This is a genomic window from Acetobacter orleanensis (assembly GCF_001581005.1).
In the GTDB taxonomy this organism is placed as follows: Bacteria; Pseudomonadota; Alphaproteobacteria; order Acetobacterales; family Acetobacteraceae; genus Acetobacter; species Acetobacter orleanensis.
The window spans coordinates 1-24,205 of record NZ_LHZV01000062.1 but is presented as its reverse complement, the minus strand read 5'-3'; the positions used below and the strand labels follow the sequence as shown (position 1 = coordinate 24,205).

Sequence of the window (24,205 nt, the reverse complement as noted above, 5' to 3'; positions counted from 1 at the left end):
CCGAGGCAGGGTGAGTCAAAACACGGTCAGGAAAACGCCTTGTCCAGATAAGGGGAGGACGCATCAAAGAAATCCCGGTTCTGCTCAAGCTCCGTTTCAATCACCCGCAGGCTGGCTAACGCCCGCAGCATTTCAACCCGCACGGAAAGGTTGGTTTCCACCTGCTCACGCTGCACAAGATAGTCCACGGCCAGACGGGTAGCGCGGGCCGTACGCCCATACTGACCGCCGTAACGGCCTGTAAATCGCTGCATCCGATTCATCATGGCCTGCGTGGCGCGTTGAGCACCCGGTGGCAGCACACCCTGCGCCAGAATGGCCCGCAGGCGCAACACGTTCAGCCCAATGGTCATGCCGGAGAGCACGCCGCTCAAATACCGGTTCAGCACAAAAGAGTTTTTATCCGGTGTCATGCTGGACAGGCGCACAAAGCCATCCACACTCCGGCCCACAACCTCCGCTGGCCGTTCCATCTCGCGTTGGGTGGCCAGCCGCCGTAAGGAGCGCAGAATGGTCAGCCGTATGTCCCAGCGCAGACCTGCCGGGTCAAACGGCAGAAACACCCGGTACATCCACATGGCAAACACCATAGCCAGCAGGAGCGGCAGAGCGGTGTTGAAATACAAAAGTTCGTCCATCCTGCCCTGATTAAGCGGCCCCACCAGAATAGGCAGAAATAGATTATACGCCACCGCCGCGAGAATGATCGGCAGATAGGCAAAGGCCAGCCCGCCTACCAGCATGGGCACGGCCAGACACATGGCCAGCATCTCATAGGTGGTGGGCTGCGCCAGCACCCACAGATCCAGCAGGCCGCACATGCCAATGACACAGATGGTACCGTGCAGAAACGCCTTTGTCGCCATGGCGGGCTGCTCCAGAGTGGAGAACAGAGCGCAGACAATGGAGACGAACATCATAAAGGTAAGGCCATCAGGCCATGCGGTGGCAACCCAGACCAGCCCGGAGCAGAAAATGGTGACGGACGCCCGCAGACTGTTGGTAAACGCCATCCGCCAGTCTCGATACGTCCGCATGGCATAGCGGAAACGGTCATGCGGCTGCGGGTTGCGGCTCATTTCAAACTGTTCAAGCGCCAGCCGCAGTTCATCCATCATTTCTCCCATCTTGTGCAGAAGCTGGCCCTGCCGGGAGATGACACGCTCCTGATCCCGGTCAACAGGCGCATGCAGGGCCGCAACCATTTCTTCATCCAGACAGGAGGCCGCAAGCTGGCGGCAGACGGCACAGAGCTCGTCCAGATCCCGCATAACGGGTTCAATGGGCTGCCCTTGGTCAAGACGCGGCGGGAGAGTTTGCAAAAAATGCGCGACATCGGCGGCTGTCTGCTGATAATGGCCGCCCTCACTATCCGGCACCTGCAACAGCGCTGCGAGATCCAGCCCGCGAGACATCAGCACCGTCATGGCCGCAAGGGCCGCGCGTGCATGGTCTCCTTCGTGCTGGTGCTTGCCCATTTCAATCTCGGCAAACTCCACCTGATCACTCAGAGTCAGAATCGTGGAAAAGACTTCGGGCGAGTTGGTGACGGACCCTCGGTCTCCCTGCACAAGGCGGCTTAAAACGCGCGTCACCCCATTGAGCGCCTGCACAAAATTGCTCGCAAGCCGGTTTTTGGCGCGGTTTTCAAGCTGATACTGGAACAGGGAAGAAATGGTGGTTTCCACCACAATGCCAAGCGTGATGTAGGTGGCGCGCGCCATGGCAATTTCAAAAATATGGTCGGGCGCTAAAACCCCATCCAGCGCAATAATGGCGTAGGTAAAGCCAGAGGCGCGCATCCCGTGAATACGGTAATTGGTCATGGCGGCAGGGCCGGGCAGCAGAGTGCCGATAAAGCAGAACACCCCGATGCCGCCTGCCAGAGAAAAGAGATAGAGCAGCGGTGCCTGTGGCATACAGGCCACCAGCACAATGGCGCAGATGGTCCCTACCACCATGCCAAACATATGCCAGCGCGCCTTGGCAATGGACTTGCCGCGCGTGCCCTGCGCTACCATCCAGACTGTCAGCGCGGCCCATTGCGGGCTGCCGAGTTCCCACCACAGGGCAATACCAAGGGCAATCAGTGCGGAAATAGTGGTCCGCAGCGCGTATCCGAATGATAGAAGGTCTGGCGCATACAGCCAGCGCAAATGGTCAAGCTTACGCGGTGGCCCGGACCCAAGCAGAGTCTGGCGCGCACTCTGCGCAAGTGCGAGCCAGAACTGGCCAGCGGAAAGCGCTGCACGCCTCATGCAGCACACAGCCAGACGGTGGGTAAGGAAAGACCTGCCATGCCGCCTTCATAGCGTAAGGCAACCCAAAAACGTACTCACAGCTTTACTATGCCCGCTATGCCTGACAGGCAGGCGTCACGCGGGCAGAGCAAGCGTAACGTTTTAGTCTTCGTAGGAGAGCAGGGTTTTCACCGGTGCATTCACTTTTGCACGTCCGCCAAGGCCGGTCAGTTCCACCAGCACAGAGGCGCCCACCACCGTGGCTCCGGCTTTTTGCAGTAGCGTGACGGAGGCCGAGAGCGTACCACCGGTTGCCAGCAGGTCATCCATCACCACAACACGCTGACCGGGTTTAATGGCGTCTGCCTGAATTTGCAGCGTGTCACTCCCATATTCCAGATCATAGGTGTGGGAGATGGTCGCACCCGGCAGCTTGCCCGGTTTACGCAGCATGAGCATCCCGCAGCCAAGACGGTCAGCCAGCGGAGCGGCTGTCAGAAACCCACGGGATTCCACGGCGGCCAGCATATCCGGCTCCCACGGTGCAATCTGGCGGGCAAGACGGCCCATGGCGATCTGCCAAGCATCCGGCTCCCGCATCAGGGTAGAAATATCGTAAAATAGGATACCCGGTTTCGGAAAATCCGGAATATTCCGAATATAACGCTTCAGGTCGATATCCTCGTGCTGCGTCATAGCCCGTGGTGTCCTTTCCGATGGTTTTTTGCGGCACTCGCTCTAGCCCGCCCCTCCCCCTTCCGCAAGAGAGAAGCAATCAGGTCAGACACCCGCACGCGCGCTCAGTGCAGCGGTAACCGCATCCATCAGACCATCCCGCCGGAACGGTTTGGGCAGCAGCCGGGCTCCTTCCAGCGCGCCGGGCGGCGGCGGACTATCCACTGTAAGCTCACCCGACATATAGACAACGGCCAGCCCCGCATCCCGTCCGGCCAGCACGCGGGAGAGTGTCAGCCCGTCCAGCGGGCCGGGAAGCTGGATATCCGTCACTAAAAGATCAATCCGCCCCTTGGCCGCAGCGGCAACGTCAAACGCCTGCTCACCATCCCCCGCTTCCAGCACCCGGTGCCCGGCCATGCTCAGAATGGTGACAACAATATCCCGGATTGCCGCATCATCTTCCACCACCAGAACCTGCATCTGTCGCTCCTGTCGCTGTGCCGCGGGCTGACATTTGGGCAGCACGACCTCTTTCACATCCGTCACCGCGCGGGGCAGCCACAGGGAAACCTCCGTGCCGCAGGATGCGCCAGTCGCCACCACCACGCGCCCACGCGCCTGCTGAGAAAACGCCAGAACCATCGCCATGCCAAGCCCTGTCCCCGCTCCTTCCCCCTTGGTGGTAAAGAACGGTTCAAACAGGTGCGCCAGCACATCTTTTGTCATGCCGCAGCCGCTATCAATCACGTCCAGCCGTACCCAGTCCCCCGCCGTCAGAGGCGTCGGGTCAGACACCACGCGCATGGTGCGGCCTTCCTCCACCGGAAGGCTCATAAGGTCCGCATTGACAGAGAAGGTCACATTCCGCGCCGCAACGCGCAGGCGGCCCCCTTTGGGCATGGCATCCCGCGCATTGATAGCCAGATTGAGCACAGCACTTTCAAGCTGGGCCGGGTCCGCCCGCACGGACCACACGCCCGAGACATCCCCACACTCCACCACAATGCGGGAGCCGATAATCCGCCCCAGCAGGCCGCTGAGGAAAGAAAACAGATCAGACAGGGAAAGCGATGAATCCGGTGCTGTGCTCTGCCGACGCATGAAGGAGAGTAACTGGCCTGTCAGCGCCTCGGAGCGCCGTCCAGCGTGGGTGGCGGCGGAAAGATATTCCTGCCGCTGTTCCACATGGTCCGGCTGGTCATGGTCCGCCGCCAGTTCCAGATTCCCCAGAATAACCGTCAGCAGGTTTTTGAAATCATGCGCAATGCCAGCGGTCAACTGGCCTAGGGCGCGGAGTTTTTGCGCTTCACCCAGAGCGCGCTCACTCCGCAGACGGAGGGTAATGTCGGCAGCCGTCAGCACAAAACCCCGCCGCTCCGCAGCGCCATCTGGCGCGAAGAAGAGCGTGCGGCAGAGTTCCAGATCCGCGCCATTAATCCCGTGACATTCCACCATCACGGGCGGTGCGGATTCGCCTCGCAGCAGGCTGGCTTCAATATGCTCGAACGGCTCCAGCAGGGGTACACCGCCCACCACCAAGACCGCACTCAGTTCCTCATAAGACAGGCCGAGTTTCAGGAAGTCCTTTTCCAGCCCCAGCACGGTGCCAAGCTGCTCATTCCAGTGCCACAGGCGGCCATCCGCCCCGAACACCGCAACGCCCAGACTGAGGCTGTCCAGTGTGGCGCGCAGACGCAAAGCCAGATCACGCGAGGACGCTTCCGCCCGCGCAGCCGCCAGTGAGGAACGGTCCAGCACCCAGCCTGCGGAAATCAGGCTGAGCACACCCGTTATAATCCCCAGAAGGCCGAGACGCCGCTGCCAACTGGTATTACGCAGCATATTGGCCACGCGGTCGGCCTGATCCAGCGTGCTGACTCGGCTGAGGACAGAGAGGTTGTCATCAAGTGTCGCCAGAACCTGCTCGCCACCCTCCGGCATGGCGCCACCGTTTGTGTGCCAGCCTGCAATCTGCTTCAGCCCGTCATCCACACCGTTCAGCGGTTCGGACCGCTCGCTCCCCTCACGCTGCTGAACCAGCCGGAAGGCTGTAAATTCCTGCCGGGCGGAACCGAGCTGGGTAATGGCGCGCTCGTAACACGCCTGATCGCGCTCCTGTCTTTTGGCAAGCCATGCGTAATGACAGATCCGGGCCTCACTGGTGGCATGGTGCAGGGTTCGCAGATAACTGCCCGCCGCCGTACTCTGGCGATCAAGGTCCCCGTGGCGGGCCATTTCATTCCCAAGCTCGATACCCATTGTCCCGAAGGTGACAATAAGCAGACCGGCACCAATCAGTGCCAGAATATGGGCCCGTCTTGCGGGATGCCGTGCCATGCCGTCCTAGCTCCGTCTCACGCGGTCTGCGGCATCAGGGTACAGCACCCCTCCTGGCCTCAGTCGCTCTAGTGGCTGCCTGTGCCGCTCAGCCCACCGGGCCGGAACGCGCACATAACTAACATCATTACTGTACCAAAAAACATGCAGCCTGCCATGGGCAGAGCCGATGTTGTGGGGAACATCCCCAACACAGCTCCGGCCAGCGCCCCCAGCACATACTGCATGGTGCCCGCCAACGCGGCTGCTGCCCCGGCCAGACTGGGGTGGTCGGCCAATGCGCCCATCATGCCGTTGGGAAAGATAAAGCCCGTCGGCGCAAGAGTGAGCACCATTGCGGCAATAAGGAACCACACTTCATACTGGTTACGCCATGCGGGACTTGCATACCAAGCCCCCCACAGGCTGACAGCCACCACCAGCGCACCCCCCACAACGGCAACCAGCACAGCCCCCAGCAGCAGACGACCCGAATCGATGCGCCCTACCAGTGCACCGTTCAACTGCGATGCGCCAATCATGAAGACAGAAAAAACGCCAAACAGCATGGAAAAACGGAACGGCGTGAACCCAAAAATCTTGATGAAGATAAAAGAGGCCGCAGTCAGGTAGCTGAACTGCATGAAGGTGGAAAACCCCGTAATCAACGCATGCGCACTGAAAGACCTATCCCGCAGCAGTGTCAGATACCGCGTGACGAGAGTCATGGGGGAAAGGGAGACGCGTTTCTGATACGGCAGGGTTTCAGGCAGCACCCAGAGCACCAGCACCACGCACAGCAGACCGTACACAGCCGAGGCCCAGAAGATAATCCGCCATGATGTAACCGCCACAACCAACCCACCCAGCATGGGGGCCAGAATCGGCACAACACCCATCACCATCACCAGTTGGGACAGCATTTTGGCCCCGGCATTCCGGTCCGGCACAATATCCCGCACGCAAGCCGTGGGAATAACCAGACTGGCCGATGCCCCGATGGAAGCGACAAAACGGGCGATGGAGAAGGTGATGATATCCGGCGCAAACGCGCAGACGGCTGAGGCCAGACCATAAATCAGATTTCCGGCCAGCATGGGCCAGCGCCGCCCATAACGGTCCGACAGCGGCCCCATGGTCATCTGCCCGATGGCAAGCCCCACGAACCAGATGGACAACGTCATCTGCACATTGCCCGCCGAGGTGTGCAGAGACTGCTCCATGGCGGGAAAAGCGGGCAGATAAATATCCGTGGAAATGGGGCCAACGGCCGTCAGAAACCCCAGCAGGAGGGGCAGCCACCCCGGAATTCCTTGCGGGAAAATGGCAGAAATAGGCTCTCGTGAGACGGTGGCAGACGCCATCGTAGCGCTCCAGAAAGAAAAAAGGCAGATCAGGGAGTGAACAGGACCCTGCCCCGGCGGGACAGAGGTAAAATTGAAGAACAGAAATGCAGCACCTTCACCATGCTGCTCCGTGCGGGACTTTTCCCTTGTGTTTCTGGCCCCTTATGGTTCTGACTGGCCGTTCTGGCCTGCCTGCTGCACGATATGGCCTATCTGCGCCCGGCGCAGCAACCAGACACCGAGCACACCGGATGCAAGAAACAGCCCTCCGCCAAGCACGAATTGCCAGAGAGCGTCAACCCGCACACCGGAGCCAAGCAGCACCGCCACCACATTCTGCGGCAGTCCGCCCAGCACAGTCGCCGCAGTAAATGGCAAGACCCCGACGCCGGAAATCCCCCCCAGAAGATTCAGCAGCAAAGCGGAGCCGACAGGTAACAGCCGCAGGGTTAAAATGCTGAGAAACGGCTGGGTGGTGAGCATGGTGTCCAGCTTTGCAAAACGCGTACCAAGCCGGGCCTGCGCCCACTGCCGCCCCCCCCAGCGCGCCCAGAAAAATCCGGCCACACACCCGGCTGTGGAGGCAACCGTAATCAGCACGATGCCTTCCAGTGCGCCATAAGCCAGCCCGGCGGCAAAACCCGCCACCTGTCGGGGCAGCCCAAAAGCACACCAGACAGAGGCTCCGGCCAGAAACACCATGCGACCGCTCACGCCATCCCGCAGCAGGTCCGTGCTTTGCAGCACATGCCGCAGGCCCGGGACGGCACGCAGCAGCACGGCCCCTGCCACCAGCAAGGCCAGCATCAGGGCAGGACGTAAAAACCGTAAAACAGGGCGGGAAGCGGCAGGAGATGTCTGTTCCATCCCCTCGGCTGGTACCATCTTCTTGCCGCCAGCCGCAAGCAGGGTTTAAACCCCGTTGTACCAGACACAACACACGCAAAAGGGTGCCATGTCCTCCTCTCTCCCGCGTTATGCTGATATGACGCCCAGCCATCGCCGCCTGATTTCAAACTGGCTGTTTCTGCTGTGTTTCATGCTGTTGGGCATGATTGCCATTGGCGGTGTCACCCGCCTGACTGGCTCCGGCCTGTCCATTATGGACTGGCAGCCTGTCAGCGGATTTATCCCCCCGCTCTCCCATGCGGAGTGGGAGCGGCTGTTCGCGCTGTATCAGACCATCCCGCAATATCACCTCCAGCATGAAGGCTTCGGGCTGGAAGGATTCCAGCGCATTTTCTGGGCGGAGTGGACGCACCGCTTCTGGGGCCGCCTGATGGGCCTTGTGCTGTTGCTGCCGCTCATCTGGTTCACCATTCGCGGCATGATTACCCGTGCGCTGGCAGTGCGTCTGTTTGTGTTTTTCATCCTCGGCGCCATGCAGGGAGCCATTGGCTGGTTTATGGTCGCCTCTGGTTTCCGTCCGGACAGCACAGCAGTGGAGCCGGTGCGGTTGGTGCTGCATCTGAGCGCGGCCCTTGCCCTGTATCTGGCTATTCTGTGGACAGCCCTATCCATCCGCTGGCCCACGCCGCAGGTGGTGGCCCCCTCCGCCAATGGCACCCGCACCAAGCGGCTGGTTTGGCTGGCTCTTTGCCTGATCTGCATAACCATTATCGCGGGTGGGTTTACCGCAGGCACACATGCTGGCTTTGTGTACAACACCTTCCCGCTCATGGACGGGCACCTGATTCCGGCGGATTACGCCCGCCTTTCCCCCTTCTGGATGAATCTGGTGGACAACAAGGCCGCCATCCAGTTTGACCACCGCCTGCTGGCCACCCTGACGGCCCTGAGCATTGGCGCAATTCTGCTGGTGGGTCTGCGCAGCACAAACCTTGGCAACAAGGCGCATAACGCCATCATGCTGCTGGGCTGGGCAGTGCTGATCCAATATGCGCTGGGTGTCACCACCCTGCTGCTCGTCGTGCCCGTCTGGGCTGGGGCTGTGCACCAGACGTTTGCTGCCGTGTTGCTGGGGGTCATGCTTTACACGCTGCATTGCCTGCGCGGGCAGCGTGCGGGTTGATTTTAGAAAATCCGCCTGTATTGTGCTCGGTATGAATTCCGTCTGGTTCACGTCCGAGTCTCTGCTGTGCCGCTCTGCGGCGCAAGCGGGCGGCGTGGCCACGCGTCTGGACCTCCTTCTTCGACTAATCTGCCCCTGAGCGATCCGGGCGGCTCTCTGCCGTCGCGCTTAGGGGAAAGACGAACGAGCCCTTTGTATCCCTCAACGGATACCGGCGTGCCTCCTCCGCATGCCAGACCCCAGACAAGACCGATTTCAAGGACAGTTTCCCATGTCAGCCTCATCCAGCACCATCACTCATCCCTCCTTTGGCCGCATGACTGCCGACCGTGTCATTATTTTTGACACCACCCTGCGGGACGGCGAACAATCCCCCGGTTTTTCCATGAATCTGGCGGAAAAACTGCGCATGGCGGAAGCGCTGGCAGCACTGGGCGTGGATGTGATCGAGGCAGGCTTCCCCGTTGCCTCCAAGGGGGATTTTGAATCCGTGCATCAGATTGCGCAGCACACCAAAGGTTCAGTGATCTGCGCACTGGCCCGCTCTGGCGGTGCGAAAGATATTGCGGCAGCGGGTGAGGCTCTGGCCCCGGCTGAGCGCAAGCGGATTCACAACTTTATCTCCACCTCTCCGCTGCACATGAAATACAAGCTGCGGATGGAGCCGGAAACGGTGCTGGACCTGATCACCACCGGCAATACCGCTGCCCGTAACCTGACGGATGACGTGGAATGGTCCGCGGAAGATGGCTCCCGCACGGACCCGGACTTCCTGTGCCGCTGTGTGGAGGCGGCCATCAAGGCAGGTGCCACGACCATCAACATTCCCGACACCGTCGGCTATGCGACTCCGGAAGACATGGAGCGGATTTTCTCCATGCTACTGGCGCGAGTGCCCGGAGCGGATCAGGTCATTTTCTCCGCCCATAACCATAATGATCTCGGGCTGGGTGTTGCCAACACGCTGGCCTCCGTGCGCGGTGGGGCGCGGCAGATTGAATGCACCATCAACGGCATTGGCGAACGGGCAGGCAATGCGGCGCTGGAAGAAATCGTCATGGCGCTGCGCACGCGGCATGACCAGTATCCCTTCACCACCGGCATTCATACGGAAAGCCTGCTGAAGGTCTCCCGGATGCTGGCTACCATCACCAGCTTTGATGTACAGCCCAACAAGGCCATTGTCGGCCGGAATGCCTTTGCGCATGAAAGCGGCATCCATCAGGACGGCGTGCTGAAAAACGCCGCGACCTATGAAATCATGACGCCGGAAAGCGTGGGGTGGAGCCGTTCTTCCCTGATTATGGGCAAACATTCCGGCCGCGCGGCCTTCCGCGATAAGCTGAAAGCTCTGGGCTATGGCGATCTGGATGACGCCAAGCTGAATGATGCCTTTGCCCGCTTCAAGGATCTGGCCGACAAGAAAAAATCTGTCTACGACGAAGACATCGTGGCTCTGGTGGATGATGAAGTGCGGGATAATGAGCATATCCGCTTTGGCACGCTCAGCCTGACCTCCTGCTCCGGCAAGCCCTCCAGCGTCACGCTGTCTCTGACGGTGGATGGTCAGGTGGTTGAAGCCGACGCAACCGGCAACGGTCCCGTGGATGCGGCCTTTAACGCGCTGCGCATCGCTTTCCCGCATGAGGCCCGTCTGGCCCTGTTCTCCGTTGGAGCCGTCACGGAAGGAACGGATGCACAGGCCCGCACCACCGTCCGTCTGGAAGAAGAGGGGAAGCTGGTGGACGGTCAGGGCGCGGACGCGGATACGGTTGTCTCCGCCGTACGCGCTTATGTGCATGCGCTGAACAAACTGCTGGTCAAGCGGGACCGTGCGGAACCGGAAGCTCTTACCGTTTAAAAAACAGCGTTCTGGTCCGGTTCTATTATAGCAGAACCGGGCCGGAAGAATTTTCTTCTGTTTCTTGCCTCAGGGTCTTGTCTGTGTGGTTGCGGCCCGGTAAGCCCTGCCCCCATATAGGAAGCTCGTTACCTGAGTGTAGTTGTTTGCGCGCCTGCGTCTGAGGCGTGCGCAGTACCCTCTCAAGCCAGGAGTGCTGGATGTTCTCTCGTTTGCTCGGTCTCATGTCCGCCGACATGGCTATCGACTTGGGTACCGCCAATACCCTTGTCTATGTCAAAGGACGCGGCATTGTTCTCAATGAGCCGTCTGTGGTGGCCATTGCCGAGGTACGGGGCAAGAAGCAGCTTCTGGCTGTGGGGGATGAAGCCAAACTAATGGTGGGCCGGACTCCGGGCAACATCACCGCCATCCGCCCGATGCGGGATGGCGTGATTGCCGATTTTGATGTCGCGGAAGAAATGATCAAGCATTTCATCCGCAAGGTCCACAATCGCCGCGCCTTTACCAGCCCACAGATTATTGTGTGCGTGCCCTCCGGCTCTACCGCCGTTGAGCGCCGCGCCATTCAGGAAAGTGCGGAAAGTGCCGGGGCACGGCGCGTCTTCCTGATTGAAGAGCCTATGGCCGCCGCCATTGGCGCGGGCCTGCCTGTTACGGAACCCTCCGGCAGCATGATTGTTGATATCGGTGGCGGCACGACGGAAGTGGCCGTTATTTCTCTGGGCGGCATTGTCTATGCGCGATCCGTGCGCGTGGGCGGGGACAAGATGGATGAAGCCATTATCTCCTACATCCGCCGCACCCATAACCTGCTGATTGGTGAAAGCTCCGCCGAGCGCATCAAGATCAATCTCGGGTCCGCCATGATGCCGGATGACCCGGAAGACCCCGGCCCATGGCTGGATGTTAAAGGGCGTGACCTGATTAACGGTGTCCCGCGTGAGGTTCAGGTTTCTCAGGCGCAGATTGCCGAAAGTCTGCTTGAACCTGTCAGCCAGATTGTGGATGCCGTCACCACGGCTCTGGAAAACACACCGCCGGAACTGGCGGCGGATATTGTGGATAAAGGCATTGTGCTGACGGGCGGCGGAGCGCTGCTCTACCGTCTGGACGAAGTGCTGCGTCGGGCAACCGGCTTGCCCGTAACGGTTGGGGAAGATCCCCTGTCCTGCGTGGCTCTGGGTACCGGGCGCGCGCTGGAAGAAATGAAGCGCCTGCGCAACGTCCTGACAACCATGTATTAATTGTCATGTTTTTATCATAAAATGAGACGCCTTCCGTCCGGACAAGGAGGAACGCGGCACAAGACGTCAGCCCGGCTGATGAAAAGGATGCATGCAACTCCATGTGGAGACCACGCCGACACGCCCTGAACGCCGACACGGGAACTGACTCCCTGAACGTCATGGAGGCTGCATGATTCCTGTCTCCATTCAGATGCGTCAGGCACTGGGCAAGCTGGTGCTGCCGCTGCTCGTTCTGCTCTCCATTGGCATTATCATCGGCGGTCAAGCCGACCGCAAACTGGCGGACAAAGCCCGTATGACCGTGGCCGATGGTCTCGCCCCGCTATGGGGGCTGATGACCGCCGCGCAGAACCGGGCGCAGGCCATCAGCTCCAGCCTGCGGGAAGCCGGGCGCATGGCGTCGGAAAATGCGCGACTCCAGAAAGAAAATGACAATCTGCGCCGCTGGTATGATGTCGCCGTTTCCCTGACACGGGAAAATGACACGCTGAAAACCGCCCTGCACTGGATTCCCGAGCCTACACCAGCCTTTGTCACCGGCCGTGTGGTGGCGGATAGCGGGGGGATTTACGCCCGCGCCGTTCTGCTGGTTGCCGGTACGGACAGCGGCGTGCGTGTAGGCAACGTCGCGCTGGCCGCCAATGGTCTGGCAGGCCGCGTGACGGAAACCGGCGCGCGCTCCGCCCGGATCCTGCTGATTACCGATATTGCCAGCCGCCTGCCCGTCATGCTGGACGCCAGCCATGCTACCGCCATCATGGGGGGAGATAATACGCCTCTCCCCCGGCTGATGTATTACGCGCAGGATACGCGGCCTATCGAAGGTGAACGAGTCGTGACCAGTGATCAGGCAGGCGCTTTTCCCGCAGGGCTCCCGATCGGGACGGTGCATTACCTGCATCCCGGCCAGCCTGTGGTCGTGCCGTTTGCCCAGCTTGACCACCTGACCATGCTGCGGGTGTTTGATTTTGGTCAGGCGCTGATCGACCCGCCCGAAGCCCCCGGCCATGTACCCCTGGCCCACCCCCGCCAGACACTCACCTTGCCCCTCAAGACCCTGCTTGGTCAGGGCTGAGGGCATAACGGGATGATGCCAGACCCTTCCATGAGCGCATGGGAGCCGGAAATCCGGCCCCGCCAGACTGTATGGCAACGGCTTGACCACGGGGCGCGCCGCCTGCTGCCCTCTCTTTTTATTGCGCTCATCATTATCTTTTTCTCCGCCCCCCTGAACATTCCGGGGGCGGCTGAATTGCTGCCAGCCCTTGTTATCGCCACCGTCTTTTTCTGGTCCTTCTGGCGGCCCACCGGCATGTCTGGCGTGGCCGTGTTCCTGCTCGGTCTCTTTATGGATCTGGTAGGCTTTACGCCCCTTGGGGTGAGCGCCTTTATCCTGCTGCTGGTGCATGGGGTGGCGTTCTATTCCCGCTTTGGCCTGATGCGCCTGAATTTTCTGCTGGTCTGGGGTGTTTTTGCTCTGGTGGCGGCAGCAGCCTGCCTGCTGCAATGGGGGCTGGCCTGTCTGTTCCGGCTGTCCATGTTGGACATTGCCCCGGCGTTGTTCGAGGCTCTTCTGACAATCGGGGTCTATCCTCCGCTCTCCGCCCTGTTCTCATGGATTCTGCACCGGCTGGACGAAAAGGAAGATATCTGATGCTGGCGGGAGGCGTGTCATGCGGCTGAGACGTCGCAGGCGGGAGAGCAACCGCCTGATGCCCATCAAGAACCAGAAAGACCCCGGCCGCGGCGTTTTTACACGCCGGGCTCTCCTGTTCATGGCCGTGCAGGTTGGCGCTTTAGGGGAGCTCGCACACAAGCTCTACCAGCTTCAGATCAAGGATGGGGACCGCTACGCCCGTATGGCGGCCAGTAACCGTGTCAGCAAACGCTATCTGGCCCCCCCACGTGGCCGGATTGTGGACCGCTACGGCGTGGCGCTGGCCAACAATAAGGAAAACTGGCGCGCCCTGCTGATGCCGGAGGAAACGACCGACGTCAGCGGCACCATTGAGCGGTTTTCCACCATCATTCCGCTGGATGACCGTGACCGCGCACGCATTGCGCGGGAAATGCGCCACCAGCGCAGGTTTATCCCGGTTATGCTGCGGGACTTCCTCTCATGGGAGGAAATGGCGCGGATTGAACTCAACGCGCCCTCCCTCCCCGGCGTACTGATTGATGTCGGCACCCGGCGGGCCTACCCGGAAGGGGAATTGCTGGCGCATCTGATTGGCTATGTCGCCCCGCCGAATGAAGGGGATGTTGCCCGCTCCGCTCTGCTGGCCCTGCCCGGCATGCGCGTGGGGCGCGCCGGTATTGAGCAGAGTCAGGACGAAAAGCTGCGCGGCACGGCGGGCTCCGTGGAAATGGAAGTCAATTCCGTCGGCCGTGTGATGTCCGAACTGAACCGGGTGGAAGGGGTGCCGGGCACGGAAATCGGCCTGACCATTGACCGCGGCCTGCAACAGAAAGTTCTCAACCGTATCGGGGAACTGACAGCCTCCGCCGTGGTCATGGATTGCCGCAACGGGGAAGTGCTGGCCATGGTCAGCACGCCCTCCTTCGATCCCTCCCTGTTTGACAGTGGCGTCAGCCATGCCCAGTGGATTGAATGGACCAATAACGAGCGCACCCCGCTCATCAACAAGGCCGTGGCTGGTGTGTATCCTCCCGGCTCCACATTCAAACCCGCCGTGGCCATGGCTGGGCTACAATCCGGCCTGTTTTCGCCAACAGACCGCGTTTTCTGCCCCGGTCATCTGGATGTGGGCGGAACGCGCTTCCACTGCTGGTCCCGCTGGGGGCATGGCTCGGTAGACCTGCATCTGGCTCTGAAATATTCCTGTGACGTCTATTTCTATGAAATGGCGCGCCGGATTGGCATGGACCGCATTGCCGAAACAGCCCACCAGTTCGGGCTGGGCACCGCGCTGGATATTGAACTCCCACATACCCGCACGGGGCTGATCCCCACCCCCGCATGGCGGCAGGCCCACCATCACCACTGGAACGGGGGCGATACCATTGTCAGCGGCATCGGGCAGGGATTTGTGCAGGTCACGCCGCTGCAACTGGCTACTTATACTTCCCGCCTTGCTACAGGCCGGGCCGTGCAGCCCCATCTGGTCCGTACCATGAACGGGGACCTTGGGCCACAGGCGGCCCCGGACCACTGGCCAGAACTGGGTATGCCGGACACATATCTCTCCGCCCTGCGCTCGGGCATGTTTGCTGTGGTGAATGAACCGCATGGCACAGCCCCCAAGGCCCGGCTGAACCTGCCCGGCATCACCATGGCGGGGAAAACAGGCTCCGCGCAGGTGCGCCGCGTCTCCCGTGCGCTGCGTGAGAGCGGGCACTTCAACTCCGCCAATCTGCCGTGGGAATATCGCCCGCACGCGCTGTTTATCTGCTTCGCGCCGTATGATGCGCCGCGCTATGCCGTCTCGGTGGTAATTGAACACGGTAATACCGGAGCCGATGCCGCCGCCCCGCTGGCACGCGAGATCATGACCGATACATTGCTGCGAGACCCGGTAAACCACCAGACTCCGCCGCCAGAAAGCGTGGCCACGGCGGAGCAACCGGAGGCCCCGCCGCCCGCTGGCGATGCCCCCCCGGCGGCCACGTCAGACTAGTCATGAAATTTCACAAACGCCTTTTACGCGCCGAACCCAGCTTCCGCCTGCTCTCCAAGCTCTGGCGGATTAGCTGGCTGTATGTGCTGCTGATCTGCACACTGGCTGGCGTGGGCTATGTCACGCTCTATTCCGCCGGGGGCGGCACGCCGTATCCCTTCGCGGCCCCGCAGGCTGCTCGGTTTGCGGTGGGGCTGGTGCTCATGATTACCGTGGCCATGCTCCCCCCCAAAATACTGGTGCGGATTTCCGGCCCGCTTTATGTGCTGTCCATCATTCTGCTGGTCGCCGTGCTGCGCATGGGGCATGTGGGCAAAGGCGCGGAACGCTGGCTGATGATTGGCGGATTACAGGTCCAGCCCTCCGAATATGCCAAGGTCGCTCTGGTGCTGGTGCTGGCCTCATGGTTCCATCGCATCAGCTACGCTCGGATGGGTAATCCGCTATGGCTGTTTCCCCCCGCTTTTCTGGTGCTGCTGCCCGTCGTGCTGGTGCTCAAGGAGCCTAATCTAGGCACCGCCGTGATTATTGGCGGAATTGGCGCGGCCATGTTTTTTGCCGCAGGCATGCGGCTATGGCTCATTACCCTGCTCCTGCTGCCGGTGCCCTATCTGGCAAAATTTGCTTACGCCCACCTGCATGACTACCAGCGCGCCCGTATTACAACCTTCCTTAACCCGGAAAGTGATCCGCTGGGTGCTGGCTACAACATCATTCAGTCCAAAATTGCCCTTGGTTCTGGCGGTATGTGGGGGCAGGGCTATCTGCATGGCTCACAGGGCCAGTTGAACTTCCTGCCGGAAAAACAGACTGACTTCATCTTCACCATGATTGCGGAAGAATGGGGTTATGTCGGTGCAGTGACTGTCATCGGGCTGCTGCTCTTGATGATTCTGGGCGGCATGCTGATGGCCATTCGCAGTCGCAACCGCTTCGGGCGGCTGGTGGCTCTGGGAATCAGCATGAACTTCTTCTTCTACTGTCTGGTTAATCTGTCCATGGTGATGGGGGCCATTCCAGTAGGCGGCGTGCCGTTGCCGCTTGTCTCTTACGGCGGTTCGGCCATGCTGAATGTCATGCTGGGATTTGGGCTGCTGCTGTCTACATGGGTGCACCGGGATTCTCGCTTTGGCGAGAATGAAAATCAGGACGCAGCCTAACCAACCGAACGTAAAAGATAGGTTTCTGGGTCATTTTATGGCATGACCCAGACTATTCGGATAGCGGCAAGCCTAAAAAGCCGTTCCGGCAAGGTCGTGCCGAACATAAATACGCTAATAATAATAATTTTCTTCACGGAAACCTGTTAACCCGATGCCAAACCAGCCTTCACTACAGACAGAAACAGACTCGTCCGCTCATTTCCGTACCATTATTATTGGTATTCTTGCCGCAACTGGTGGCCTTATGTCTGGTCTAGACATTGGGGTTATTTCCGGCGCGCTGGATTTTGTTGCAGAGGCTTTCCATGCCTCCACCTTTGCGCAGGAATGGATTGTCAGCGCCATGATGGCGGGCGCTGCCATCGGGGCCATTATGGCCGGGTGGCTGGCGCGGCTGGGTGGGCGTAAATGGGCTCTGGTGATTGGCGGGGTGCTGTTTATCATCGGCTCTGTAGGCTGTGCGCTGTCATGGTCCGTTTCCAGCATGATCTGCGGGCGCGGGCTCATGGGGCTGGCTATTGGGATTGCCGCCTTTACCTCCCCACTCTACCTTTCCGAAATTGCCAGTGAAAACTCACGCGGGGCGATGATTTCCACCTATCAGTTGATGATTACGGTGGGTATTTTTCTGGCCTTTATCAGTGACACCCTGTTCAGTTACCACGGCCAGTGGCGTTGGATGTTTGGCGTGATTGCCATCCCCGGCGTGCTGTTTGTTATTGGCGTGCTGTTCCTGCCCTACAGCCCACGCTGGCTGATGATGAAGGGACGCAGGCAGGAAGCGCTGGAAGTGCTGACAGACCTCCGCCCTACCCCGCATGAAGCCCATGCGGAAATCCGCGCGATTGATGAACAGCTCCAGCAGCGACAGAGCGGCATTGGTCTGCTCTGGCAGAACGCCAATTTCCGGCGCTCCATTCTGCTAGGCATGTTGCTTCAGATGATGCAGCAGTTCGCGGGGATTAATGTGGTGATGTACTACGCCCCCAAGATTTTCGCGTTGGCCGGGTTTGTCGGCACGGCGCAGATGTGGTGCACGGCCATTATTGGCTTTGTAAACGTGCTAGCTACCGTGGCCGCTATCGGGCTGGTGGACCGCTGGGGCCGCAAACCCATTCTCTATGCAGGGTTCAGCACCATGACGGTTGCCATGGGAGCACTCGCCCTCCTCAACTCTCACGGGCTGGACGGGCAGGCGGCCAAGGTGCTGTGCGTCTTCCTCATCATGATCTTCATCGCCGCCCATGCGATGTCCGCAGGGCCGCTGATATGGGTACTGTGTTCGGAAATCCAGCCGATCAAGGGGCGTGATCTGGGTATTACCCTGTCCACCCTGACCAACTGGGTATCCAACATGATTGTCGGTGTCTCCTTCCTCAGCCTGCTCAACGCGCTGGGGGCTCCGATGACATTTGGCCTGATTGCCGCACTCAACGCCGTCTTCTTTGTCTTCACCCGCTTGCTGGTTCCCGAGACCCGCGGTGTCTCCCTTGAAAAGATTGAGCAAAATCTCATGGCCGGGAAAAAACTGCGTGACATCGGCCGTTAATGTTTTCCTACGTGGCTTGACTAGCCTGTTACCGCCTTTTAGCTTACCCACTGAACGGTAACGTTTAGTACTGTTTACACTTCCTCAGTTTGTCTTCTGATACGCTTTTCCTTCTGCGCCCCTGAGTCAGGGCCTTCTTCAAGCCTTACCCGGCGCGCCAGAACGCTTAGCGTATTACCCTTCGTTTTTTCTTTGTTTTCCAAAAACAGGATCCGTCAGAGTGACCATGCACACCCTCCCATTCCGCCCGGTCCTGCTTTCTGCTGTCGCTTTGCTGGCGCTCTCGGGCTGTAACCGCAAAGCCGCTCCGCCCGCCATGCCTCCGCAGCAGGTTGGCGTCATTACGCTGCATCCGCAGTCCGTCACTGTGCATACCACCCTGCCGGGCCGCACAGATGCGTATGAAATCGCGCAGGTCCGCCCGCAGGTGACGGGCGTTATCCAAAAGCGGCTGTTTACCGAAGGGGCCGATGTGCAGGCCGGGCAGCAACTCTACCAGATTGACCCATCCCGCTATCAAGCCGCGTATGATACCGCCCGCGGCCAGTTGGCGGAAGCGGAAGCGGCAGAAGTGACCGCCCGCGCCAAGCTGCAACGCTTTAAATCTCTGGTGCAGGCCCATGCCGTCAGCCATCAGGATTATGATGACGCACTGGCGGCTGAAAAAGAAGCACAGGGCCGGATTCTGACGGCAAAAGGACAGGTGGAAAACGCTCTGGTTGATCTGGGTTATACGCGCATGAACGCCCCCATTACCGGGCGCATCAGCCGTACCATCATCACCGTGGGTGCGCTTGTTACGGCCAACCAGACCGACAATACCGCCGTTGTTACACGGCTCGACCCCATTTATGTGGACGTCAATCTGCCTGCCATCACGCTCCTGCGCCTCAAGCGGGAACTGGCGGAAGGCCGTATCACCCGTCAGGCCAATGGGGAGGTGCCCGTCACCCTCACGCTGGAAGACGGCAGCCCGTATGAACATACGGGCCGGATGGCGCTTTCCGAAGTCAACGTGGATACATCCACGGCCTCCGTCGTGGTGCGGGCGATTATGCCCAACCCCGACAAGCTCCTGCTGCCGGGCATGTATGTCCACGCCCAGTTGGATGAAGGGGCGGACCCCAACGGGCTGCTCGTGCCGCAGCAGGCAGTGTCACGCAATACACACGGGGACCCGCAGGTCTGGGTTGTCAAACCCGATGACACTGTGGAACTGCGCCAGATCCAGATCGGTCAGGCCATCGGCTCAGACTGGCTCGTCACGGGCGGGCTGAAAGCTGGTGAACGCATCGTGACCGTCGGCCTCCAGAAAATCAAACCCGGTGCAAAAGTGAAACCCATGGAAGACGCACCCGCGCCGTCAGCATCCGACACGTCCAGCCAGAACAAAGGACAGTAAGAGGATGTCTCTCTCGCGTTTCTTTATTGACCGCCCGATTTTCGCGTGGGTCATCAGCCTGATCATCATGCTGGTCGGCGGCCTGTCCATTTTCCAGCTGCCTATTGCCCAGTATCCAAGCATTGCACCGCCGCAGATCGCCATTGCCGTCACCTATCCCGGTGCTTCCGCCGATACGGTGAATGATACGGTCGTACGCCCCATCCTCCAGCAGATGTTCGGTCTGGACCATCTGGAATATGTCTCCGCCCAGTCCTACGCGTCTGGCGCGATGGAAATTGACCTCACCTTCGCACAGGGGACAAACCCGGATATTGCGCAGGTGCAGGTGCAAAACAAGCTGCAACTGGCACAGCCCAAACTGCCGCCGGAAGTCACGGCGCAGGGCTTGAGCATCACCAAGGCCGTCAAGAACTTCATGATGGTTCTGGCCTTTATTTCCACCGATGGCAGCATGACCGGCAGTGACATTGCCGATTACGTGGCCTCCAGCATTTCCGACCCGCTGAGCCGTGTGTCCGGCGTGGGGGATCACACCCTCTTTGGGTCCGAATACGCCATGCGTATCTGGATGGACCCCGGCAAGCTGTTCAGCTACGGCCTGACCATCAAGGATGTGCAGACCGCTATCCAGACACAGAACATTCAGGTCTCCTCCGGTGAACTCGGCGGTCTGCCCGCCAAGAAAGCCATCCGGCTGGACGCCACCATCATTGGCCCCACGCGCCTGACCTCACCAGAAGAATTTGAGAAAATTCTGCTCAAGGTGCAGCCTGATGGCTCTCAGGTCCGTATTAGCGATATCGCCAAAGTGGAACTGGGTCCGCAGACCTATAATACCAACTCTTTCTACAACAACATGCCCGCGTCCGGCATGGCGCTGAAGCTCGCCCCCGGTGCCAACCAGATGCAGACGGAAGCCGCTGTCCGGGCGCAGATCGCCCAGCTTGAAAAGTTCTTCCCGCCGGGCCTGAAAACCGTTTACCCGCTGGATACCGAACCGTTTATCGTTCTCTCCATTGAGGAAGTTGTCAAAACCCTGCTGGAAGCCATCGCGCTCGTGTTCGTGGTGATGCTGATCTTCCTGCAAAATTTCCGGGCCACACTCATCCCGACCATTGCCGTGCCGGTTGTGCTGCTGGGCACGTTCGGGGTGCTGAATATTCTCGGATACTCCATCAACACCCTGACTATGCTGGCCATGATTCTGGCCGTGGGTCTGCTGGTGGATGACGCCATTGTGGTGGTGGAAAATGTTGAACGTGTGATGACGGAAAAGCGGCTCTCCCCCGTGGAAGCCGCCCGTGTCTCCATGGATGAAATCTCCGGCGCTCTGGTGGGTATCGTGCTGGTGCTGACAGCCGTGTTCCTGCCCATGGCGGCCTTCTCCGGCTCCACCGGGGTGATTTATCGCCAGTTCTCCGTGACCATTGTTGCCGCCATGTGGCTGTCCGTTCTGGTCGCCATGGTGCTGACGCCAGCCCTGTGCGCCACCATGCTCAAGGCGGGTGGCCATGAAAAAACAACCGGCCCCGCTGGCTGGTTCAACCGGCAGTTCGACCGGCTGACCAAAGGGTATCTGCACGGGGTGCAGTTCCTTATTGGCCGCACCGTGCTGTCCATGCTCGGCTTTGTCGTCATTACCGCACTGGTCGTGTTCCTGTTCATGCGTCTACCCGGCGGCTTCCTGCCGGATGAGGATCAAGGCTTGATTTTCGGGCAGGTCACCATGCCGCCCAACACGCCCATGGCGGAAACGCAGGCCGTCAACCGCGAGATTACTGACTATATCCTCAAGGCCGAAGGCTCTCTGGTTGAATCCGTCTATGCCATTAACGGCTTTAACTTTGCCGGGCAGGGCCAGAACTCCGGCGCATTCTTTATCCGCCTGAAAGACTGGGAAAAACGCCCTCTGGCTTCCCAGACATCGTCCGCCATTGCGCACCGGATCATGATGCATTTCTGGTCCAGCCCCAAGGCGCAGATTTTTGCCATCAACCCGCCCGCCGTGCTGGAACTGGGCAACGCCACCGGCTTTGACCTTGAGCTGGAAGACCGCGGCCATCTAGGCCACCAGAAGCTGCTGGAAGCCCGAAACATGGTGTTGGGCATGGCCTCCAAAGACCACCGCCTGATGGCCGTGCGCCCGAACGGCATGGAAGATGCCTCGCAGTACCATCTGGACATCGACAGGGAAAAAGCCAACGCGCTAGGCATTACGATTGATGACATCAACACCACCATTCAGGGGGCGCTGGGGTCTATCTACGTCAACCAGTTTACCCGGAATGACCGTGTGAAGCAGGTTTATATTCAGGGCATACCCGAAGCGCGCATGCTGCCGAGCGATCTGGACAAATGGTACATCCGCAACACGATGCTAACCCTCACGCCGCTGAATGCCTTTGCATCCGGGCACTGGGACGTCGGCCCGCAGAAAGTGGAAAACTATAACGGCCTGAATGCCTTTGAAATTCTGGGCCAGCCAGCCGCCGGTTACAGTTCGGGTGATTCCATCGACGCCATTAAAAGCATTCTGGCCAAACTTCCGGCTGGTGTGGGCTATGAATGGACGGGCCTGTCCTTTGAACAGATAGCCTCTGGCTCCTCCACGGGTCCGCTCTATGCGCTGGCGATAATTGTTATCCTGCTCTGCCTTGCCGCACTCTATGAAAGCTGGGCCATCCCGCTTGCCGTGATGCTGGTTATTCCGCTGGGCGTTCTGGGGGCCATTGCCGCAACGCTGTGGCGTAACCTTGATAACGACGTGTACTTTCAGGTGGGATTGCTGACTACGGTTGGTCTGGCGGTAAAAAACGCCATTCTGATTGTAGAATTCGCAAAAATGGCCTTCGAGCGCGGCGAGTCCCTGAGTGATGCGGTGCTGACAGCCGCCCGCGAACGACTCCGCCCCATTCTGATGACCTCCATCGCGCTGGTGGTGGGCGTGTTCCCGCTGGCAATCGCCTCCGGCGCAGGCAGCGCCTCCCGCATTGCCATTGGCACAGCGGTGGTTGGCGGGATGGCGACAGCCACCCTGCTGGCTGTCTACTTCGTGCCGGTGTTCTTTGTGGTGGTGCTACGTCTGTTCAAGGTCAAACGCCTCAGTGAACGTCAGGAAACCCCGTCCTCCGCCCCGTCAGCCCCCGGAAACGAGTAAGCGCATGTCTTCACATTTTTCGTCTCACCCATCGCGCCGCTTCCGGGTTCTGGGCCTGACACTGGCCGCTGGCCTGCTGTCGGGCTGCACCATGATCCCGAAATATACGCGGCCCGCACCACCGCTGGCCACCACATGGCCAGCGTATCAAGCCACCAAAAGCCCGCGTCTGGCTCAGGCGGCGTATGACATCGGCTGGGAGGATTTCTTTACCGATCCCCGGCTGAAAGCCCTGATTACCATCGCCATTCGTGAAAACCGGGATCTGCGCATCTCAGCCGCCAACATCATGCAGGCACAGGGCCAGTATGATGTGCAACATGCGGGCCTTTTTCCTACAATTTCAGCCACAGGCGGCCCGATCTATCAGGCTCCAGCCAGTGCTTCCGGCCTCAGCTTCGCTCCGGGCCTCGACGCGAACAGGAGCGACGCGGCCTTTGGCGGGGGGCGCGTCTTTAAATACTATCAGGGCGGAATTGGCTTTTCCTCATACGAGATTGATCTGTTCGGCCGCATCCGCAGTCTGACGCAGGAAGCCGGGCAAAAAGCACTGGCGCAGGAAGCCTCCCAGCGCAGTATGCTCATCAGCATCGTCTCGCAGGTCGCAACGGCTTACGTCACTTGGCTCGGAGACCGGGATACACTGGCTCTGGCGGAAAAAACGCTGGCCACCCAGCAGGACACCCTGAACCTGACACGCACCAAATATGAGCATGGGGAAGAAAACCTGCTCACCGTCCGTCAGGCAGAAACGCAGGTCCAGCAGAGCGCCGCCCTCCGGGCTGATTCCCGCCGGAAAATGGAGCAGGATGAAAATCTGATTGCGCTGCTCATTGGTGCCCCCATCCCGACAGACCTGCCGCCGCCCCGCTCTCTGGGCGAACAGACTCTTCTGGCGGACCTGCCCGCAGGCCTGCCGTCTGATTTGCTGGAACGGCGGCCGGACATTGTTTCCGCCGAGCACAACCTGCTGGCTGCTCAGGCCAATATCGGCGCGGCCCGCGCGGCCTTCTTCCCGCGTCTGACACTGACCGCGACAGACGGCGTATCCAGCCTTCAGTTCCACAAAATGTTTACCGCAGCCGCCACCACATGGGGCCTAAACCCCTCCCTGCAAATTCCACTCTGGACGTGGGGGATGAACAGCGGAAACCTCAAAGCCTCCAAAGCAGCCCGTGACGTGCAGATTTCAACCTATGAGAAAACCGTGCAGACCGCCTTCCGGGAAGTGGCTGACTCACTGGCCGCGCGGGAAGCCTATCTGGATGAGAAAAAGCAGGCGGATGATCTCGTCTTCTCTTCCGCCGATGCCTTCCGCCTCGCGAAAATGCGCTTTAACGCTGGCTCTGATTCCTACCTAACCACGCTGGAATCCCAGCGCTCTTACCTTCAGGCACAACAGACGCAGATTACGGTCGCGGTATCCAAATACCAGAACCTCATCACCATCTACCGTGCTCTGGGCGGCGGCTGGAAGCCTCATACGCAACTTCCGGCCCAACCGGCCAGCGTTGTGCGGCAAACAAACGCAAGCGGCACAGGCACAGGCACAGGCACAGGCACAGGCACA

Annotated in this window: 16 protein-coding genes; 11 read left to right on the top strand and 5 right to left on the bottom strand. The window is 59.9% G+C overall.

Annotated features, from left to right (window positions below):
* Positions 1 to 26: 26 nt before the first annotated feature.
* The 5 genes from AD949_RS07940 to AD949_RS07920 form a co-directional block, all read right to left on the bottom strand.
* Complete coding sequence (locus AD949_RS07940) at positions 27 to 2,258, bottom strand: FUSC family protein (RefSeq protein WP_048836893.1); 2,232 nt, start codon at positions 2,256 to 2,258, stop codon at positions 27 to 29.
* A gap of 144 nt (positions 2,259 to 2,402) precedes the next feature.
* Positions 2,403 to 2,936, bottom strand: a complete 534-nt coding sequence (locus AD949_RS07935) for an adenine phosphoribosyltransferase (RefSeq protein ID WP_048836892.1) — start codon at positions 2,934 to 2,936, stop codon at positions 2,403 to 2,405.
* 84 nt (positions 2,937 to 3,020) lie between these two features.
* Positions 3,021 to 5,255, bottom strand: a complete 2,235-nt coding sequence (locus AD949_RS07930; RefSeq protein WP_061504650.1) for an ATP-binding protein — start codon at positions 5,253 to 5,255, stop codon at positions 3,021 to 3,023.
* 68 nt (positions 5,256 to 5,323) lie between these two features.
* On the bottom strand, positions 5,324 to 6,598 hold the full coding sequence (locus tag AD949_RS07925) for a multidrug effflux MFS transporter (RefSeq protein ID WP_048836890.1): 1,275 nt from the start codon (positions 6,596 to 6,598) through the stop codon (positions 5,324 to 5,326).
* A 144-nt stretch (positions 6,599 to 6,742) separates the two neighbouring features.
* Positions 6,743 to 7,465, bottom strand: coding sequence for a TVP38/TMEM64 family protein (locus AD949_RS07920; protein WP_244463452.1), 723 nt, complete (start codon positions 7,463 to 7,465; stop codon positions 6,743 to 6,745).
* 100 nt (positions 7,466 to 7,565) lie between these two features.
* Between AD949_RS07920 and AD949_RS07915 the strand changes: the two genes are divergently transcribed.
* The 11 genes from AD949_RS07915 to AD949_RS07865 form a co-directional block, all read left to right on the top strand.
* Positions 7,566 to 8,612, top strand: a complete 1,047-nt coding sequence (locus AD949_RS07915; protein ID WP_096430397.1) for a COX15/CtaA family protein — start codon at positions 7,566 to 7,568, stop codon at positions 8,610 to 8,612.
* A gap of 271 nt (positions 8,613 to 8,883) precedes the next feature.
* Positions 8,884 to 10,473: a 2-isopropylmalate synthase gene (locus tag AD949_RS07910; RefSeq protein ID WP_048836887.1), complete on the top strand. Its 1,590-nt coding sequence runs from the start codon at positions 8,884 to 8,886 to the stop codon at positions 10,471 to 10,473.
* A gap of 200 nt (positions 10,474 to 10,673) precedes the next feature.
* Entirely contained in the window at positions 10,674 to 11,720 is a 1,047-nt protein-coding gene (locus tag AD949_RS07905; protein ID WP_048836886.1) for a rod shape-determining protein, read from the top strand.
* 172 nt (positions 11,721 to 11,892) lie between these two features.
* Positions 11,893 to 12,798: a rod shape-determining protein MreC gene (gene mreC, locus AD949_RS07900; protein WP_048836885.1), complete on the top strand. Its 906-nt coding sequence runs from the start codon at positions 11,893 to 11,895 to the stop codon at positions 12,796 to 12,798.
* A 12-nt stretch (positions 12,799 to 12,810) separates the two neighbouring features.
* Positions 12,811 to 13,377, top strand: a complete 567-nt coding sequence (locus AD949_RS07895; RefSeq protein WP_244463451.1) for a rod shape-determining protein MreD — start codon at positions 12,811 to 12,813, stop codon at positions 13,375 to 13,377.
* Positions 13,378 to 13,396: 19 nt separating this feature from the next.
* The gene (mrdA, locus tag AD949_RS07890) at positions 13,397 to 15,361 is read left to right on the top strand and encodes a penicillin-binding protein 2 (RefSeq protein WP_048836884.1); all 1,965 of its coding nucleotides are present in this window, start codon (positions 13,397 to 13,399) and stop codon (positions 15,359 to 15,361) included.
* Positions 15,362 to 15,363: 2 nt separating this feature from the next.
* Complete coding sequence (gene rodA / locus AD949_RS07885; protein WP_048836883.1) at positions 15,364 to 16,521, top strand: rod shape-determining protein RodA; 1,158 nt, start codon at positions 15,364 to 15,366, stop codon at positions 16,519 to 16,521.
* A 154-nt stretch (positions 16,522 to 16,675) separates the two neighbouring features.
* Positions 16,676 to 18,073 (top strand): sugar porter family MFS transporter, encoded by a 1,398-nt coding sequence (locus AD949_RS07880; protein ID WP_048836882.1) that lies wholly within the window; start codon positions 16,676 to 16,678, stop codon positions 18,071 to 18,073.
* Between the two features lie 226 nt (positions 18,074 to 18,299).
* Complete coding sequence (locus AD949_RS07875; protein WP_048836881.1) at positions 18,300 to 19,475, top strand: efflux RND transporter periplasmic adaptor subunit; 1,176 nt, start codon at positions 18,300 to 18,302, stop codon at positions 19,473 to 19,475.
* A gap of 4 nt (positions 19,476 to 19,479) precedes the next feature.
* Positions 19,480 to 22,635: an efflux RND transporter permease subunit gene (locus tag AD949_RS07870; protein ID WP_048836880.1), complete on the top strand. Its 3,156-nt coding sequence runs from the start codon at positions 19,480 to 19,482 to the stop codon at positions 22,633 to 22,635.
* Positions 22,636 to 22,639: 4 nt separating this feature from the next.
* The coding region (locus AD949_RS07865) for an efflux transporter outer membrane subunit (protein WP_156475924.1) at positions 22,640 to 24,205 on the top strand (1,566 nt) is incomplete at its 3' end.